This is a genomic window from Pseudomonas sp. LS-2 (genome assembly GCF_003605735.1).
Classification (GTDB): domain Bacteria; phylum Pseudomonadota; class Gammaproteobacteria; order Pseudomonadales; family Pseudomonadaceae; genus Aquipseudomonas.
The window spans coordinates 75,493-91,004 of sequence record NZ_QXTJ01000001.1; the positions used below are offsets into that span (position 1 = coordinate 75,493).

A 15,512-nucleotide genomic window follows, 5' to 3' on the forward strand; every position below is an offset into this window, starting at 1 on the left:
NATCAGGATGGTGTTGTAACGGGCGATCGCGTCGAACAGCTCGGCAATGTAGTCGTGCGGCTCGATCTGCGTGGTGTATGGGTTGAAGCCCAGGCCCAGCTCGTCTTCGATGAAGGCGCGGGCATTGGCTTCCCAGTCGATGTCCGGGTAGGCCGACAGGTGGGCGTTGTAGTTGCCCACGGCGCCGTTGATCTTGCCCAGCAGCGGAACGGCAGCGACCTGAGCGATCTGACGCTCCAGACGGTAGACGACGTTCGCCAGCTCTTTACCCAGAGTGGTCGGCGAAGCAGGCTGACCGTGGGTGCGCGACAGCATCGGCACAGCGGCGAAGCGGATCGCCAATTCGCGGATGGATTCGGCGATCTGACGCATCAGCGGCAGCAGCACGGTGTCGCGGCCTTCACGCAGCATCAGTGCGTGGGACAGGTTGTTGATGTCTTCACTGGTGCAGGCGAAGTGGATGAATTCGCTGACCTTGGCCAGTTCCGGCAACTTGGCGGCCTGCTCCTTGAGCAGGTACTCGATTGCCTTGACGTCGTGGTTGGTGGTGCGCTCGATCTCTTTCACACGCTCGGCGTGCTCCAGCGCGAAGTCATCGGCCAGCGCGTCGAGAATGGCGTTGGCTTCGGCGGAAAATGCCGGGACTTCAGGGATTTGCGGGTGAGCCGCCAGGCGCTGGAGCCAGCGGACTTCGACGAGGGCGCGGAAACGGATCAGGCCGTACTCGCTGAAAATAGGGCGCAGGGCCTGGGTTTTGCCGGCGTAGCGGCCGTCTACAGGGGAAACCGCAGTGAGCGAAGAAAGCTGCATGGGGTGTTCTCGGACAGTCGGGCAACTAAAAGGGGCGCGTATCATACATGAAAATTCGGCCCAGCCGAGGCCGGTTGACCGAGATGGATCGCGCTGTGTCGGGTAAATGCGCTGTTCCGGCGCGCTCGGCGGTCAGCCGTGCAGCAAGGGATACAGTTCTTTCAATAACTTGCGACGGCTGATGACCAGTTGCCAGCGGTGACCGCCCACTTGTCGCCAAAGTCGCGCGCAACGAATGCCGGCCAGGAGCAGGGCGCGGATCTTCGAGGCGTTGTTGGGTTGCTGCAGGTTGCGCATGTCGCCGTGGACCTGGATCCGCTGGCGCAATGTGCTCAACGTGTCCTGATACAGCGCGCCGCTGGCGGCGATCACGTTCTCGTGGACGATACCGAAGTGCTCGACCTGGGACTTGATCTGCGGCAAGCGCTTGCCGATGATTTCGAGCATGTCGTCGCGCTTGGACAGCTGACGTTCGAGCCCGAGCATGGCCAGGGCATAACGCAACGGCTCGCGTTGCAGGGTGCCTGGGTCGCGCTCAAGGGCACTGGCAAGCGCGCGATAGCCCTCGCGCAAGTTCAGGTCGTCGCCGCCGAACACTTCCAGCGTGTCCTTGGGGTCCATCACCAGCAGGCCACCCAGCAGGCAGCCGACCGCCGCTTCACCGGCCTGACCGGTCTTGGCGATGCGGTCTACCAGCACGGCGGCCTGAAACACGCCGCCCAGTGCGGTGAGTTGCTCTTGAATCGGACTCATCGACGAGCGTCCTTGCTGTGCCAGGGTTCGGCGATTTCGATGACGCCACCGCCGAGGCAGATTTCGCCGTCGTAGAACACCACGGACTGGCCCGGCGTCACGGCGCGCTGCGGCTCGTCGAAGGTGGCGCGGTAACCGGTTTCGGTGCGTTCAAGCGTGCAGCACTGATCGCCCTGGCGATAACGGACCTTGGCGGTCAGCTTGCGTGGGCTGCTCAGATCAATCGGGTTGACCCAGTAGATTTCCGAGGCCAGCAGGGCGCGGGAGAACAGCCATGGGTGTTCGTTACCCTGACCGACGATCAGCACGTTGTTCACCAGGTCTTTTTCCAGCACGTACCACGGCTCGTCGCCAGCGTCCTTCAGGCCGCCGATACCCAGCCCCTGACGCTGGCCGATCGTGTGATACATCAGGCCCGCGTGACGGCCGATGACTTCGCCTTCGGTGGTCTTGATCTCGCCCGGCTGCGCAGGCAGGTACTGTTTGAGGAAGTCGGTGAAACGACGTTCGCCAATGAAGCAGATGCCGGTGGAGTCCTTCTTCTTCGCTGTCGCTAGCTGATATTTCTCGGCGATGGCGCGCACTTCGGGCTTTTCCAGTTCGCCGACCGGGAACAGGGTCTTGGCGATCTGTTCACCCGCTACCGCGTGCAGGAAATAGCTCTGGTCCTTGTTCGGGTCCAGGCCCTTGAGCAGCTCGGTGCGGCCATGGATATCACGACGACGCACGTAATGACCGGTGGCGATCAGGTCGGCGCCGAGCATGAAGGCGTAGTCGAGGAAGGCTTTGAACTTGATCTCGCGGTTGCACAGGATGTCCGGGTTCGGCGTGCGGCCGGCCTTATACTCTTCGAGGAAGTGCTCGAAGACGTTATCCCAGTATTCGGCCGCGAAGTTCACGGTGTGCAGCTTGATACCGATCCGGTCGCACACGGCCTGGGCGTCCGCGAGGTCGTCCATGGCGGTGCAGTATTCCGTTCCGTCGTCTTCTTCCCAGTTCTTCATGAACAGGCCTTCCACCTGATACCCCTGCTCCATGAGCAGAAGGGCGGAGACCGAAGAATCCACGCCGCCGGACATGCCGACAATGACGCGCTTCTTTTCTGTATCGGAAAAGGCTGAATCAGACATAGGAATTCGATGGGTAGCTTGGAAAAGGACGCGATTCTATCAGGGACTCGACGCCAAGGCTAAAAGCTATTCAGTTGCGCGCATCAGTCGCGCACCACATCCAGGCTATGGAGCGGGCCTGCGAGATAGTCGTCAACGCACCCCAGCACCAGGTGGCTGCGCCAGCGGTCGGGTTGGCTGGCCAACTCGTCTCGCGTGAACCAAGGCGCGCCGACGATGCCGGTGTCCAGTTCACGCTCGGGATGGTGCTTGGTGGCCTTGGCCGAAAAGCAGACCCGCTGGTACGTCACACCGTTGCTTGGCGCGGTGTACAGGTAAATGCCAACCACGCCGGTCAGCTCGACGTCCCAGCCGGTTTCTTCGAGGGTTTCGCGTATGGCCGCTTCACGCAGGGTTTCGTTCGCCTCCAGATGGCCCGCGGGTTGATTGAGGACGAGTTTGTTGTTTTTCGATTCCTCGACGAACAGGAAGCGGCCGTTGTCTTCGACGATGGTCGCGACGGTGATGTGGGGTTGCCAGGTCATTCGAGATCTCCTCGGTTAATGTAGGAGCACTCCGAGTTTGCGAGGGGCGCGATTGCGGTTTTTCTGACACACCGCATCGCGACCGTCGTAACCTCCGATTGCACCTACAGGAATCGTGTGCACCCAAGAAAAAAAGAAAAACCCCGGCACATGGCCGGGGTTTTCATGATGCGTTCGGCGGGGTGAGCCGCCGACCTGGCAACCTTACTTCAACGCGTTGATGGCGTTGTTCAAGGTAGCGCTAGGACGCATGGCTTTGCTGGCCAGTTCTGGCGTGGCGAAGTAGTAACCGCCGATATCCAGTGGCTTGCCCTGAACAGCGTTTAGTTCGTTAACGATGGTGGTTTCGTTTTCGGTCAGGGCTTTGGCCAGTTCGGTGAACTTGGCCTGCAGTGCGGTATCTTCGGTCTGGGCAGCCAGAGCCTGAGCCCAGTACATGGCCAGGTAGAAGTGGCTGCCGCGGTTGTCGATCCCGCCAACCTTGCGCGATGGCGACTTGTTGTTGTCCAGGAACTGGCCGGTGGCCTTGTCCAGGGCAGTGGCAAGTACCAAAGCTTTAGGGTTGTTGTAGACGTTGCCCAGGTGCTCCAGCGACGCTGCCAATGCCAGGAATTCGCCCAGCGAGTCCCAACGCAGGAAGTTTTCTTCGTTGAGTTGCTGAACGTGCTTCGGAGCCGAACCGCCAGCGCCGGTTTCGAACAGACCGCCGCCATTCATCAGCGGAACGATCGACAGCATCTTGGCGCTCGTGCCCAGTTCCATGATCGGGAACAGGTCGGTCAGGTAGTCACGCAGTACGTTGCCGGTCACCGAGATGGTGTCCTTGCCAGCGCGAATACGTTCCAGGGAAACCTTCATCGCGTCGACTGGCGACTTGATGGTGATGTCCAGACCGGTGGTGTCGTGATCCTTCAGGTACTGCTCGACCTTCTTGATCATCACGGCGTCGTGAGCGCGTTTCGGGTCCAGCCAGAAGATGGCCGGGGTGTTGCTCAGGCGCGAACGGTTGACGGCCAGTTTGACCCAGTCCTGGATCGGCGCGTCCTTGGTCTGGCACATGCGCCAGATGTCGCCGACTTCAACGGTCTGTTCCATCAGAACCTGACCTTTATCGTCGGTCACGCGGACCACGCCGTCGGTTTCGATCTGGAACGTCTTGTTGTGCGAACCGTACTCTTCGGCTTTCTGCGCCATCAGGCCAACGTTCGGTACGCTGCCCATGGTGGTCGGATCGAAGGCGCCGTGCTTCTTGCAGTCTTCGATGACAGCCTGGTAGATGGTGGCGTAGCAGCGATCCGGGATCACGGCCTTGGTGTCCTGCAGGACGCCGTCGTTGTTCCACATCTTGCCGGAGTCACGAATCATCGCCGGCATCGAGGCGTCGACGATGACGTCGCTCGGTACGTGCAGGTTGGTGATGCCTTTGTCGGAGTTGACCATCGCCAGAGGAGGGCGGGTCGCGTAGACGGCTTTGACGTCCGCTTCGATCTGCGCTTGCTGGTCGGCTGGCAGATCCTTGATACGGGCGTACAGGTCGCCGATACCGTTGTGCAGGTTGAAACCGATTTCCTTCAGGACTTCAGCGTGCTTGTTCAGCGCGTCCTGGTAGTACTCGGCCACGAACTCGCCGAACATGATCGGGTCGGAGACCTTCATCATGGTGGCTTTCAGGTGAACGGAGAACAGCACGCCCAGTTTCTTGGCGTCTTCGATTTCCTTGGCAACGAAAGCACGCAGGGCTTTCTTGCTCATGACGGCGCAGTCGATCACTTCACCGGCCAGGACCGAGGTCTTGTCCTTCAGTACAGTGGTGCTGCCGTCTTTGCCGATCAGTTCGATCTTGACCGAGCCAGCGGCTTCGATCAGCGAGGATTTTTCGCTGCCGTAGAAGTCGCCGTTGTCCATGTGGGCAACGTGGGACTTGGAGTCGGCCGCCCAGGCGCCCATCTTGTGCGGGTGCTTGCGAGCGTAGTTCTTCACCGACAATGGTGCGCGGCGATCAGAGTTACCTTCACGCAGAACCGGGTTCACGGCGCTGCCTTTTACCTTGTCGTAGCCAGCGCGGGCAGCCTTGTCGGCTTCGGTAACGACTTCGTCCGGGTAGTTCGGGACGTTGTAGCCCTTGGCTTGCAGTTCCTTGATCGCGGCCTTCAGTTGTGGAACCGAGGCGCTGATGTTCGGCAGCTTGATGATGTTGGCTTCCGGCGTCGTCGCCAGTTCGCCCAGCTCAGCCAGATCGTCGGAAACCTTCTTGTCGCCCAGCTGCTCGGGGAAGCTTGCCAGGATGCGGGCTGCAAGAGAGATGTCGCGGGTTTCAACGGCGATATCAGCGGAGGCGGTGAATGCTTCGATGATAGGAAGGAGTGAGTAGGTGGCGAGGGCAGGAGCTTCGTCGGTGAAGGTATAGATGATCTTCGAGCGGTTGGACATTTTCGGGATAACTCTCTTCTTTGCTGAGCGTACACAAAATTTCGAGATGCGCAGGGTAGGCACTTTCGCCCAAAGTATCGATGAGCCGAAAGTCGAGAATTTCGTCGCGTGATATGGGGTAGATCAGTCGAGCATCAAGCAGCTGGGCTGCGGTAACGGTCCAGCCTGTCGAGGGCTTTAAGATGGCTCGGCCCCCAATGACCCAGTGGTCACCGGCGCGAGTATATCACCGGTCCCGGCCATTAATACGATAGTAGTGTGAACGCTACAGGTTCACGTTGACCGATTCGGCATCGTCGCTCGGACCCCTGAAAATCTCCAAACCCACGTCTCACGCGGCCTGCGTCAACCTGTCGCAGTCCGGGTGGCCGTCCCGCAGATGGATGAATAACCCGTCGCTTTTCGACTAAAGGAGCATTTGTTTCGGAGCCTGTTCCAGTGGTCTACGCTCGTTGAGCGCACATCCCCGATCACCCAACCACGGCGTCAATAACAACAACAGGCGGAAGCAAGCATGGGATTCCAGAAGATCAAGGTGCCGGCGACGGGCGAGAAGATCACCGTCAATGCCGATCACTCGCTCAACGTGCCGGACAATCCGATCATCCCGTACATCGAGGGCGACGGCATTGGCGTCGACATCAGCCCGGTGATGATCAAGGTGGTCGACGCAGCGGTGGACAAAGCCTACGGCGGCAAACGCAAGATTTCCTGGATGGAAGTCTACGCCGGAGAGAAGGCGACGCAGGTTTACGACCAGGACACCTGGTTGCCCCAGGAAACCCTGGACGCGGTGAAAGACTACGTGGTGTCGATCAAGGGCCCGCTGACCACGCCGGTGGGCGGGGGGATTCGCTCGCTCAACGTGGCCCTGCGTCAGCAGCTCGATCTGTATGTGTGCCTGCGTCCGGTGCGCTGGTTCGAAGGCGTGCCGAGCCCTGTGAAAAAGCCGGGCGACGTGGACATGACAATTTTTCGTGAGAACTCCGAAGACATCTATGCCGGCATCGAATGGAAGGCCGGCTCCCCGGAAGCGACCAAGGTCATCAAGTTTCTCAAGGAAGAAATGGGCGTGACCAAGATCCGCTTCGATCAGGATTGCGGCATCGGCGTCAAACCGGTTTCGAAGGAAGGCACCCGGCGTCTGGCGCGCAAGGCCCTTCAATATGTCGTGGATAACGATCGCGATTCGCTGACCATCGTTCACAAGGGCAACATCATGAAGTTCACCGAGGGGGCCTTCAAGGAGTGGGCCTACGAGGTGGCGGGCGAGGAGTTTGGTGCGACGCTGCTCGACGGCGGTCCATGGATGCAGTTCAAGAACCCGAAAACCGGCAAGAACGTGATCGTCAAGGACGCCATCGCCGACGCCATGCTGCAGCAGATCCTGTTACGCCCGGCCGAATACGACGTGATCGCCACGCTCAACCTGAACGGCGACTACCTCTCTGACGCGCTGGCGGCGGAGGTGGGCGGGATTGGTATCGCGCCGGGGGCCAACCTGTCCGATACCGTGGCAATGTTCGAGGCCACGCACGGTACGGCACCCAAATATGCCGGCAAGGATCAGGTCAACCCTGGCTCGTTGATTCTTTCGGCAGAAATGATGCTGCGTCACATGGGCTGGACCGAAGCGGCGGACCTGATCATCAAGGGTACGAATGGCGCGATTTCGGCGAAGACGGTGACCTATGATTTCGAACGGTTGATGGACGGAGCCAAATTACTGTCTTCGTCGGCCTTCGGTGATGCCTTGATCTCTCACATGTAGCAACAGCGTCCAAAAGGGCGGGCGAAAAAAAGCCGGTCAGTCCAGAAATGGGCTGACCGGCTTTTTCAGGTCTCGCGCTTGAACGGTCCGGCTCAGGCGTGAGCTTTGCTGTGTTCGTGTTGCTGGTCGTGCTGATGAGCTGTCTCTTTATTGGCATTGGCGGCCGATGGGTGCCCGCTGATTTTCACCGCGTGCATGCCCTTGGGACCCTGGATGATCTCAAATTGAACCGGTTGCCCGGCCTTGAGGGTCTTGTAGCCATCCATTTCAATCGCCGAGTAGTGTGCAAACAGGTCCTCGGACTTGCCATCTTCAACGATGAAGCCATACCCCTTGGCGTTGTTAAACCACTTGACCTTACCGCTTAGCATAGTCACATCCCTCTGCAAAGGACTCCGATGGGAGTATCATCACCTCTCATCCGCCGGACCTAAAAAATTTTGGTTGACTGCGCGGACCCTTTTTACCCAATGTGGGTTCTATTGTTTGTAACACCGTTTAGCCGTTAGTCAAGGTCACGCAGCGGTCCAGTTGAAAACCGGTATGACTGCGACTACTTATTTCAATTTCGCCCCCTGTGAACCTTCTTTACCATGCATGCAATCAGCAAGATTCGACTAACATTCAATCAGGATGATCCGCAATCCCATGAGGACGACGCGGCAGGCATTGCAGTACAGGAAGCCAAGCCGACGTTGCAGGTGCCACCGATGTACAAGGTGGTTTTGTTCAACGATGACTACACCCCGATGGATTTCGTTGTCGAAGTGCTCGAGGTGTTTTTCAACCTGAATCGTGAGCTGGCGACCAAGGTCATGCTGGCCGTCCATACAGAGGGACGGGCAGTATGCGGATTGTTTACCCGCGACATCGCCGAGACCAAGGCAATGCAGGTCAACCAATACGCCAGGGAAAGCCAGCATCCGCTACTCTGTGAGATCGAGAAGGACGGTTAACGCCGGACACTTGGGTATGAGGTGAAGCTATGTTAAACCGTGAGCTCGAAGTCACCCTCAATTTGGCTTTCAAGGAGGCCCGTTCGAAGCGTCATGAATTCATGACCGTCGAGCACCTTCTGCTGGCCCTATTGGACAATGAGGCTGCCGCCACTGTTCTGCGTGCCTGCGGCGCAAACCTCGACAAACTCAAACACGACCTTCAGGAGTTCATCGACTCCACCACGCCGCTGATCCCTGTCCATGACGAGGATCGCGAGACCCAACCCACCCTGGGCTTCCAGCGCGTGCTCCAGCGTGCCGTGTTCCATGTGCAGAGTTCCGGTAAGCGTGAAGTCACCGGCGCAAACGTTCTGGTGGCGATTTTCAGTGAGCAGGAAAGTCAGGCAGTGTTTCTGCTCAAACAGCAGAGCGTTGCCCGTATCGATGTCGTCAACTATATCGCTCATGGCATTTCCAAGGTGCCGGGGCATGGCGATCACTCTGAAGGTGAGCAAGATATGCAGGATGATGAGGGCGGCGAGTCTTCTTCTTCGGGCAATCCTCTGGATGCCTATGCCAGCAACCTGAATGAGCTGGCCCGCCAGGGCCGCATCGATCCTCTGGTCGGCCGTGAGCTGGAAGTCGAGCGTGTCGCTCAGATTCTCGCGCGCCGTCGCAAAAACAACCCATTGCTGGTGGGCGAAGCGGGTGTGGGTAAAACCGCCATCGCCGAGGGCCTGGCCAAGCGTATCGTCGACAATCAGGTCCCTGATCTGCTGGCAAACAGCGTGGTCTATTCCCTGGACCTCGGTGCTCTGCTGGCCGGTACCAAGTACCGCGGCGATTTCGAGAAGCGCTTCAAGGCGCTACTCGGCGAGCTGAAAAAGCGTCCTCACGCGATCCTGTTCATCGACGAAATCCACACCATTATCGGTGCCGGCGCTGCGTCGGGCGGCGTGATGGATGCCTCCAACCTGCTTAAACCGCTGCTGTCTTCGGGTGATATCCGTTGCATCGGCTCGACTACGTTCCAGGAGTTCCGCGGCATCTTCGAGAAAGACCGTGCGCTGGCCCGTCGCTTCCAGAAAGTCGACGTGTCCGAGCCTTCTGTCGAAGACACCATTGGTATCCTGCGTGGTCTCAAAGGCCGGTTCGAACAGCATCACAACATCGAGTACAGCGATGAAGCCCTGCGCGCGGCGGCCGAACTGGCCTCGCGTTACATCAACGATCGCCACATGCCGGACAAGGCCATCGACGTGATCGACGAGGCCGGTGCCTTCCAGCGTCTGCAGCCGGTGGAGATGCGCGTCAAGCGTATTGAAGTGCCGCAGGTCGAGGACATCGTCGCGAAGATCGCGCGGATCCCGCCAAAGCACGTCAACAGCTCCGACAAGGAACTGCTGCGTAATCTGGAGCGCGACCTCAAGCTGACGGTGTTCGGTCAGGACGCGGCGATCGATTCGCTGTCGACCGCGATCAAGCTGTCCCGTGCCGGCCTCAAGTCGCCAGACAAGCCTGTCGGTTCGTTCCTGTTCGCAGGGCCTACCGGTGTGGGTAAAACCGAGGCGGCGCGTCAGCTTGCCAAGGCGCTGGGGATCGAACTGGTGCGTTTCGACATGTCCGAGTACATGGAGCGCCACACCGTTTCGCGTCTGATCGGTGCGCCTCCAGGTTATGTCGGGTTCGATCAGGGCGGTCTGTTGACCGAAGCCATCACCAAGCAACCGCATTGCGTGTTGTTGCTCGATGAGATCGAAAAGGCGCATCCGGAAGTCTTCAACCTGCTGTTGCAGGTGATGGACCACGGTACGCTGACCGACAACAACGGCCGCAAGGCGGATTTCCGCAACGTGATCGTGATCATGACCACCAACGCGGGTGCCGAGACCGCGGCGCGGGCGTCGATCGGCTTCACCCATCAGGACCACTCGTCTGATGCCATGGAAGTCATCAAGAAGAGCTTCACGCCGGAATTCCGAAACCGTCTGGACACCATCATTCAGTTTGGTCGCCTCAGTCATGAGGTCATCAAAAGCGTGGTGGACAAGTTCCTCACCGAACTTCAGGCGCAGCTGGAAGACAAGCGTGTTCTGCTCGAAGTCTCGGACGCGGCGAGAAGCTACCTGGCCGAAGGTGGTTACGATGCGGCGATGGGCGCGCGACCAATGGCGCGTCTGATCCAGGACAAGATCAAGCGCCCGCTGGCCGAAGAGATTCTCTTCGGCGAGTTGTCCGAGCATGGCGGTGTGGTTCACATCGACTTCAAGGACGGCGAGATCACGTTCGAGTACGAGACCACGGCAGAAATGGCCTGACGTTTCTTCGCTACAAAGCAAAAAGGCGCCTTCGGGCGCTTTTTTGTTGGCTGCGAATACGCGACTCCCTGTAGCAGCCCGGCTTGCCGGCGGTAGCGGTTCCGAAGGCGCCACCGCCGGCAAGCCGTGCTGCTACAGTGGCCAATTCGCCCAATGAATGCACAAACAAAAACGCCCGGCTTGTGCCGGGCGTTTTTGTTAAGACTTGTTAGCGGGCGCGGTAAGTGATGCGCCCTTTGCTCAAGTCGTAGGGCGTCAGCTCAACGCGGACCTTGTCGCCGGTAAGAATACGAATGTAGTTCTTGCGCATCTTGCCGGAGATGTGCGCGGTTACGACGTGCCCATTTTCCAACTCCACACGGAACATGGTGTTGGGCAGGGTGTCGACGACAGTGCCTTCCATTTCGAAGCTGTCTTCTTTCGACATGCAGTAAAGCCCTCGGTATCCAATGAATGGCCCGGTGCAAACGGCAGCCAGGCAAAAGCGGGCTGCATTGTGCCCGAAAAGTGGGGTTTAAGCCAAGGGCTTCAGTAAAGAGTGACCCATCTTTGATTGGTGAGCAGTTCGATGGGGCGATATTGGGTCTTGTAATTCATCTTTTTGCAGTTCTTGATCCAGTAACCCAGGTACACCGCGTGCAATTGCAGGCGCGCGGCTTCGGCGATCTGCCAGAGGATCGCAAAGCGCCCCAGGCTGCGCTTTTCTTCGGACGGCTCGTAGAACGTGTACACCGCCGAAAGGCCGTTTGGCAGCAAATCGGTTACGGCCACGGCCAGCAGTCGGCCTTCCACGCGGAATTCATAAAAACGGGAGAAAGGGAGGTCACGCACGAGAAACGTCGAAAACTGATCGCGACTCGGCGGGAACATATCGCCATCGGCATGGCGCTGCTCGATATAACGCTGGTAAAGGTCGAAGTACTCTTCGCTGAAATGCGGCTTGGTGCTGGTGACTTCTATGTCGGCGTTTTTCTTGAAAATGCGTTTTTGCTGACGGTCGGGCTCGAACAGGCCCACGGGAATCCGCGCAGGCACGCACGCGCTGCAATTCTGGCAGTGCGGGCGATAAAGATGATCGCCGCTGCGACGGAACCCCATGTCGGAAAGGTCGGCATAGACCTGCACATCCATCGGCTGGCTGGGATCGAGGAACAGCGTGGTGGCCTGTTCCTCGGGCAGGTAGCTGCAGGAGTGGGGTTGAGTGGCATAAAACTTAAGCCGCGCCAGCTCGGTCATGATCAACCCTCGAGAAAAACTTTAGTTAAGAGTGTATGCCAGGCGAATCAAACTCGCCTAGGTAACCAGTCGGCGCAATTGCGCTGATCCAGGTGATTGTTCAGGTAGTCAGCAAAGATTCTGCGAGGTATGGAGCGAGCGCCCAGGCTTTGCAGGTGCTGCGTCGGCATCTGACAGTCGATCAGGACGAAGCCCCAGTCCTTCAGGCGTTCGACCAGTGTGGCGAAACCCACCTTGGACGCGTTGTCCGCGCGGCTGAACATGGACTCGCCGAAGAACAGTTGTCCCATTGCCAGGCCATACAGCCCTCCGACCAGTTCATCACCGTCCCAGACTTCGACGCTGTGGGCATGACCCCGAGCGTGCAACTCTATATACGCCGCTTGCATCGAGCCGGTAATCCAGGTGCCGTCGGCATAATCGCGTGGTTCGGCACAGCCGCGGATCACTGCCGCAAAATCCTGATCGAAGGTGACGCGATAGCGTTGCTGGCGCAAGACTTTGCCCAGGCTGCGTGAGACATGCAGTTCGTCAGGAAGCAATACCGTACGAGGGTCGGGCGACCCCCAGAGAATGGGTTGCCCCTGTTGATACCAGGGAAAGCAGCCATGCCGATAGGCCTGGACCAGCCGGTCGGCGGACAGGTCGCCGCCTGCGGCCAGGAGGCCGTTCGGGTCGCGCATGGCTTTTTCCAGCGGCGGAAAATCGAGGTTGTCGCGTTGTAACCAGGTCAGCATTGGCATCCATTCTTTACGAGAGGGGAGGGGAGAGCGCCAGTCGTGTGCAACTCCGGAGCCTGAACGCGGTCACACGCGGTTGACCGGCGCTGCATCGTGAGGATTTCAGCAGATTTGATCGCTTCACGGGAGGCATGGCCATTGGACAGTTGAACAGTGTGAGAAAAACACGTCATAAGCCTTTGTCAGCAAAGAAAATGCGTGCTCAAATCGCCCGTTGTCATCGACGCTTGAAGATCTGCAAGGTCCACGCCAGACTAACGTGGCGTGCAGCGTGCAAATCCGTACAATGCCCGATGATGTTTAACCTCATTTCAAGTCACCTGTCGAGCGTGTGTTCAACGTTGTCGTTTCAGGGACCGGTCAGCACTATTTCGTCCGTGCAGTCGTTTATAGTCAACCATCAGATGTTCGCGCTAGCGCGCAGGAATTGAAGCGTTTTGAAGAAATCCACCGCAGCACCCAGCCCCGTTCCGCTCTGGCGGCAGCATTTGCACTACCGACTCAAGGAAGGTGCGCTGATCGCATTCGGCTTCTTGTGCCTGTACCTGATGATGGCCCTGTTGACCTACGACCAGGGCGATCCGGGGTGGAGCCATACCAGCAGTTCCATGCAGGTGCAGAATGCCGCAGGTCGTGCAGGCGCATTTTCCGCCGATATCCTCTTCATGGTGCTCGGTTACTTTGCCTACATCTTCCCGTTGTTGCTCGCAGTCAAGGCCTGGCAGGTGTTCCGCCATCGACATGAGCCATGGCAGTGGAGCGGCTGGCTGTTCTCATGGCGCATGATCGGTCTGGTGTTTCTGATCCTGGCGGGCGCGGCGCTGGCGCATCTGCATTTCCATTCCGCTTCGGGCCTGCCGGGTTCGGCGGGGGGCGTGCTGGGCGAGGTGCTCGGTGACCTGGCCAAGCGTGCACTGAACGTTCAGGGCAGCACGTTGCTGTTCATCGCACTGTTTCTTTTTGGCCTTACCGTGTTCACCGACCTGTCCTGGTTTAAGGTCATGGACACCACTGGCAAGATCACCCTGGACCTCTTCGAGCTGTTCCAGAGCGCAATCAATCGCTGGTGGGTGGCGCGCAACGAACGCAAACAGATGGTCGCTCAGTTGCGCGAAGTCGACATGCGTGTCGATGAGGTTGTGGCGCCCGTTGCGCCGGACCGGCGTGAACAGGCCAAGGCCAAAGAGCGTCTGATCGAGCGCGAGCAGGTGCTCACCGAGCACATGACTGCCCGCGAAAAACACATCCCTGCCGTCATCGCCCCAGCCCCGGCCCGACCGCCCGAGCCGAGCAAGCGCGTGCAGAAGGAAAAACAGGCGCCGTTGTTCGTCGACAGCGCCGTGGAAGGGACACTGCCGCCGATCTCGATTCTCGACCCGGCAGAGAAGAAGCAGCTCAACTACTCGCCCGAGTCGCTGGCCGCCGTGGGGCATCTGCTGGAAATCAAGCTGAAGGAATTCGGCGTCGAGGTTTCGGTGGACTCGATCCATCCCGGGCCTGTGATTACCCGCTACGAAATTCAGCCGGCCGCTGGCGTGAAGGTCAGCCGTATCGCCAACCTGGCAAAGGACCTTGCCCGTTCTCTGGCCGTGACCAGTGTGCGTGTGGTCGAGGTCATTCCGGGCAAGACCACCGTCGGTATCGAGATTCCCAACGAAGACCGCCAGATCGTGCGCTTCTCCGAGGTGCTCTCGACCCCGGAATACGACAACTTCAAATCGCCGGTCACTCTGGCGCTTGGGCATGACATCGGCGGCAAACCGATCATCACGGACCTCGCGAAAATGCCTCACTTGCTCGTCGCCGGTACGACCGGTTCGGGTAAGTCGGTGGGTGTGAACGCGATGATCCTCTCGATCCTGTTCAAATCAGGTCCCGAAGACGCCAAGCTGATCATGATCGACCCGAAGATGCTCGAGTTGTCGATCTATGAAGGCATCCCGCACCTGTTATGCCCGGTTGTGACCGACATGAAGGACGCCGCCAACGCCTTGCGCTGGTCGGTGGCCGAGATGGAACGTCGCTACAAGCTGATGGCCAAGATGGGCGTGCGTAACCTGTCGGGCTTCAACCACAAGGTCAAAGAGGCTGAAGACGCCGGTACGCCGCTGTCCGATCCGCTGTACCACCGCGAGAGCATTCACGACGAAGCACCGCTGCTGACCAAACTGCCAACCATCGTCGTGGTAGTGGACGAATTCGCCGACATGATGATGATCGTCGGCAAGAAGGTCGAAGAGCTGATCGCCCGTATTGCGCAGAAAGCCCGTGCGGCCGGTATCCACCTGATCCTCGCGACCCAGCGTCCGTCGGTGGACGTGATCACCGGTCTGATCAAGGCCAACATTCCGACCCGCATGGCGTTCCAGGTGTCGAGCAAGATCGACTCACGGACCATCATCGATCAGGGCGGCGCCGAGCAACTGCTCGGTCACGGTGACATGCTTTACATGCCGCCCGGCACCAGCCTGCCGATCCGGGTCCACGGCGCGTTCGTTTCCGATGACGAGGTGCACCGCGTCGTCGAAGCCTGGAAACTGCGTGGCACACCGCAATACAACGACGACATCCTCAATGGCGTCGAAGAGGCCGGCAGCGGCTTCGAAGGCGGTGGCGGCGGCGGTGGCGATGGTGAAGACAGCGAAACCGACGCGCTGTATGACGAGGCCGTCAACTTCGTCCTGGAAAGTCGCCGCGCTTCCATCTCTGCGGTCCAGCGCAAGCTGAAGATTGGCTACAACCGTGCCGCACGCATGATCGAAGCCATGGAAATGGCCGGCGTCGTGACCGCGATGAACACCAACGGCTCGCGGGAAGTGATTGCGCCAGCCCCTATGCGTGACTGACACTTTGTCCGTCGCA

12 protein-coding genes and 1 pseudogene are annotated in these 15,512 nt (G+C 59.0%); 4 read left to right on the forward strand and 9 right to left on the reverse strand.

Annotation, left to right across the window (positions count from 1 at the left end):
• Window position 1 precedes the first annotated feature (1 nt).
• The 5 genes and pseudogenes from D3M70_RS32455 to D3M70_RS00500 form a co-directional block, all read right to left on the reverse strand.
• Window positions 2-810 (reverse strand): annotated as a pseudogene (locus D3M70_RS32455) (lyase family protein); the annotation flags it as partial.
• Window positions 811-942: 132 nt separating this feature from the next.
• Window positions 943-1,563: a high frequency lysogenization protein HflD gene (gene hflD / locus D3M70_RS00485; protein WP_120123445.1), complete on the reverse strand. Its 621-nt coding sequence runs from the start codon at window positions 1,561-1,563 to the stop codon at window positions 943-945.
• Entirely contained in the window at window positions 1,560-2,693 is a 1,134-nt protein-coding gene (mnmA, locus tag D3M70_RS00490) for a tRNA 2-thiouridine(34) synthase MnmA (protein ID WP_120123447.1), read from the reverse strand. Before mnmA ends, hflD begins: the two co-directional genes overlap by 4 nt.
• 83 nt (window positions 2,694-2,776) lie before the next feature.
• Window positions 2,777-3,217, reverse strand: a complete 441-nt coding sequence (locus D3M70_RS00495) for an NUDIX hydrolase (protein ID WP_120123449.1) — start codon at window positions 3,215-3,217, stop codon at window positions 2,777-2,779.
• A 204-nt stretch (window positions 3,218-3,421) separates the two neighbouring features.
• Entirely contained in the window at window positions 3,422-5,647 is a 2,226-nt protein-coding gene (locus D3M70_RS00500; RefSeq protein ID WP_120123450.1) for an NADP-dependent isocitrate dehydrogenase, read from the reverse strand.
• Between the two features lie 514 nt (window positions 5,648-6,161).
• Here D3M70_RS00500 and icd point away from each other — a divergent pair.
• On the forward strand, window positions 6,162-7,418 hold the full coding sequence (gene icd / locus D3M70_RS00505; RefSeq protein WP_120123452.1) for an NADP-dependent isocitrate dehydrogenase: 1,257 nt from the start codon (window positions 6,162-6,164) through the stop codon (window positions 7,416-7,418).
• A 92-nt stretch (window positions 7,419-7,510) separates the two neighbouring features.
• On the opposite strand, the gene cspD is transcribed toward icd, so the two are convergent.
• Window positions 7,511-7,789 carry a cold shock domain-containing protein CspD gene (gene cspD / locus D3M70_RS33920; protein ID WP_120123454.1) on the reverse strand — a complete coding sequence of 93 codons (279 nt, stop codon included), beginning with the start codon at window positions 7,787-7,789 and terminating at the stop codon, window positions 7,511-7,513.
• Window positions 7,790-8,011: 222 nt separating this feature from the next.
• Between cspD and clpS the strand changes: the two genes are divergently transcribed.
• A complete protein-coding gene (gene clpS, locus D3M70_RS00515; RefSeq protein WP_074755300.1) occupies window positions 8,012-8,374 on the forward strand; it encodes an ATP-dependent Clp protease adapter ClpS in 363 nt (120 codons plus the stop codon).
• A gap of 29 nt (window positions 8,375-8,403) precedes the next feature.
• Window positions 8,404-10,674 (forward strand): ATP-dependent Clp protease ATP-binding subunit ClpA, encoded by a 2,271-nt coding sequence (gene clpA, locus D3M70_RS00520; protein ID WP_120123456.1) that lies wholly within the window; start codon window positions 8,404-8,406, stop codon window positions 10,672-10,674.
• A gap of 208 nt (window positions 10,675-10,882) precedes the next feature.
• Here clpA and infA read toward each other — a convergent pair whose 3' ends face one another.
• From infA to aat, 3 genes are all read right to left on the reverse strand, one after another.
• On the reverse strand, window positions 10,883-11,101 hold the full coding sequence (gene infA, locus D3M70_RS00525) for a translation initiation factor IF-1 (protein WP_002553999.1): 219 nt from the start codon (window positions 11,099-11,101) through the stop codon (window positions 10,883-10,885).
• 101 nt (window positions 11,102-11,202) lie between these two features.
• Window positions 11,203-11,910 (reverse strand): arginyltransferase, encoded by a 708-nt coding sequence (locus D3M70_RS00530; RefSeq protein ID WP_120123458.1) that lies wholly within the window; start codon window positions 11,908-11,910, stop codon window positions 11,203-11,205.
• A 47-nt stretch (window positions 11,911-11,957) separates the two neighbouring features.
• Complete coding sequence (gene aat, locus D3M70_RS00535; protein WP_120123459.1) at window positions 11,958-12,647, reverse strand: leucyl/phenylalanyl-tRNA--protein transferase; 690 nt, start codon at window positions 12,645-12,647, stop codon at window positions 11,958-11,960.
• Window positions 12,648-13,087: 440 nt separating this feature from the next.
• Between aat and ftsK the strand changes: the two genes are divergently transcribed.
• Complete coding sequence (gene ftsK, locus D3M70_RS00540; RefSeq protein ID WP_120123461.1) at window positions 13,088-15,496, forward strand: DNA translocase FtsK; 2,409 nt, start codon at window positions 13,088-13,090, stop codon at window positions 15,494-15,496.
• The last annotated feature ends 16 nt before the right edge of the window (window positions 15,497-15,512 follow it).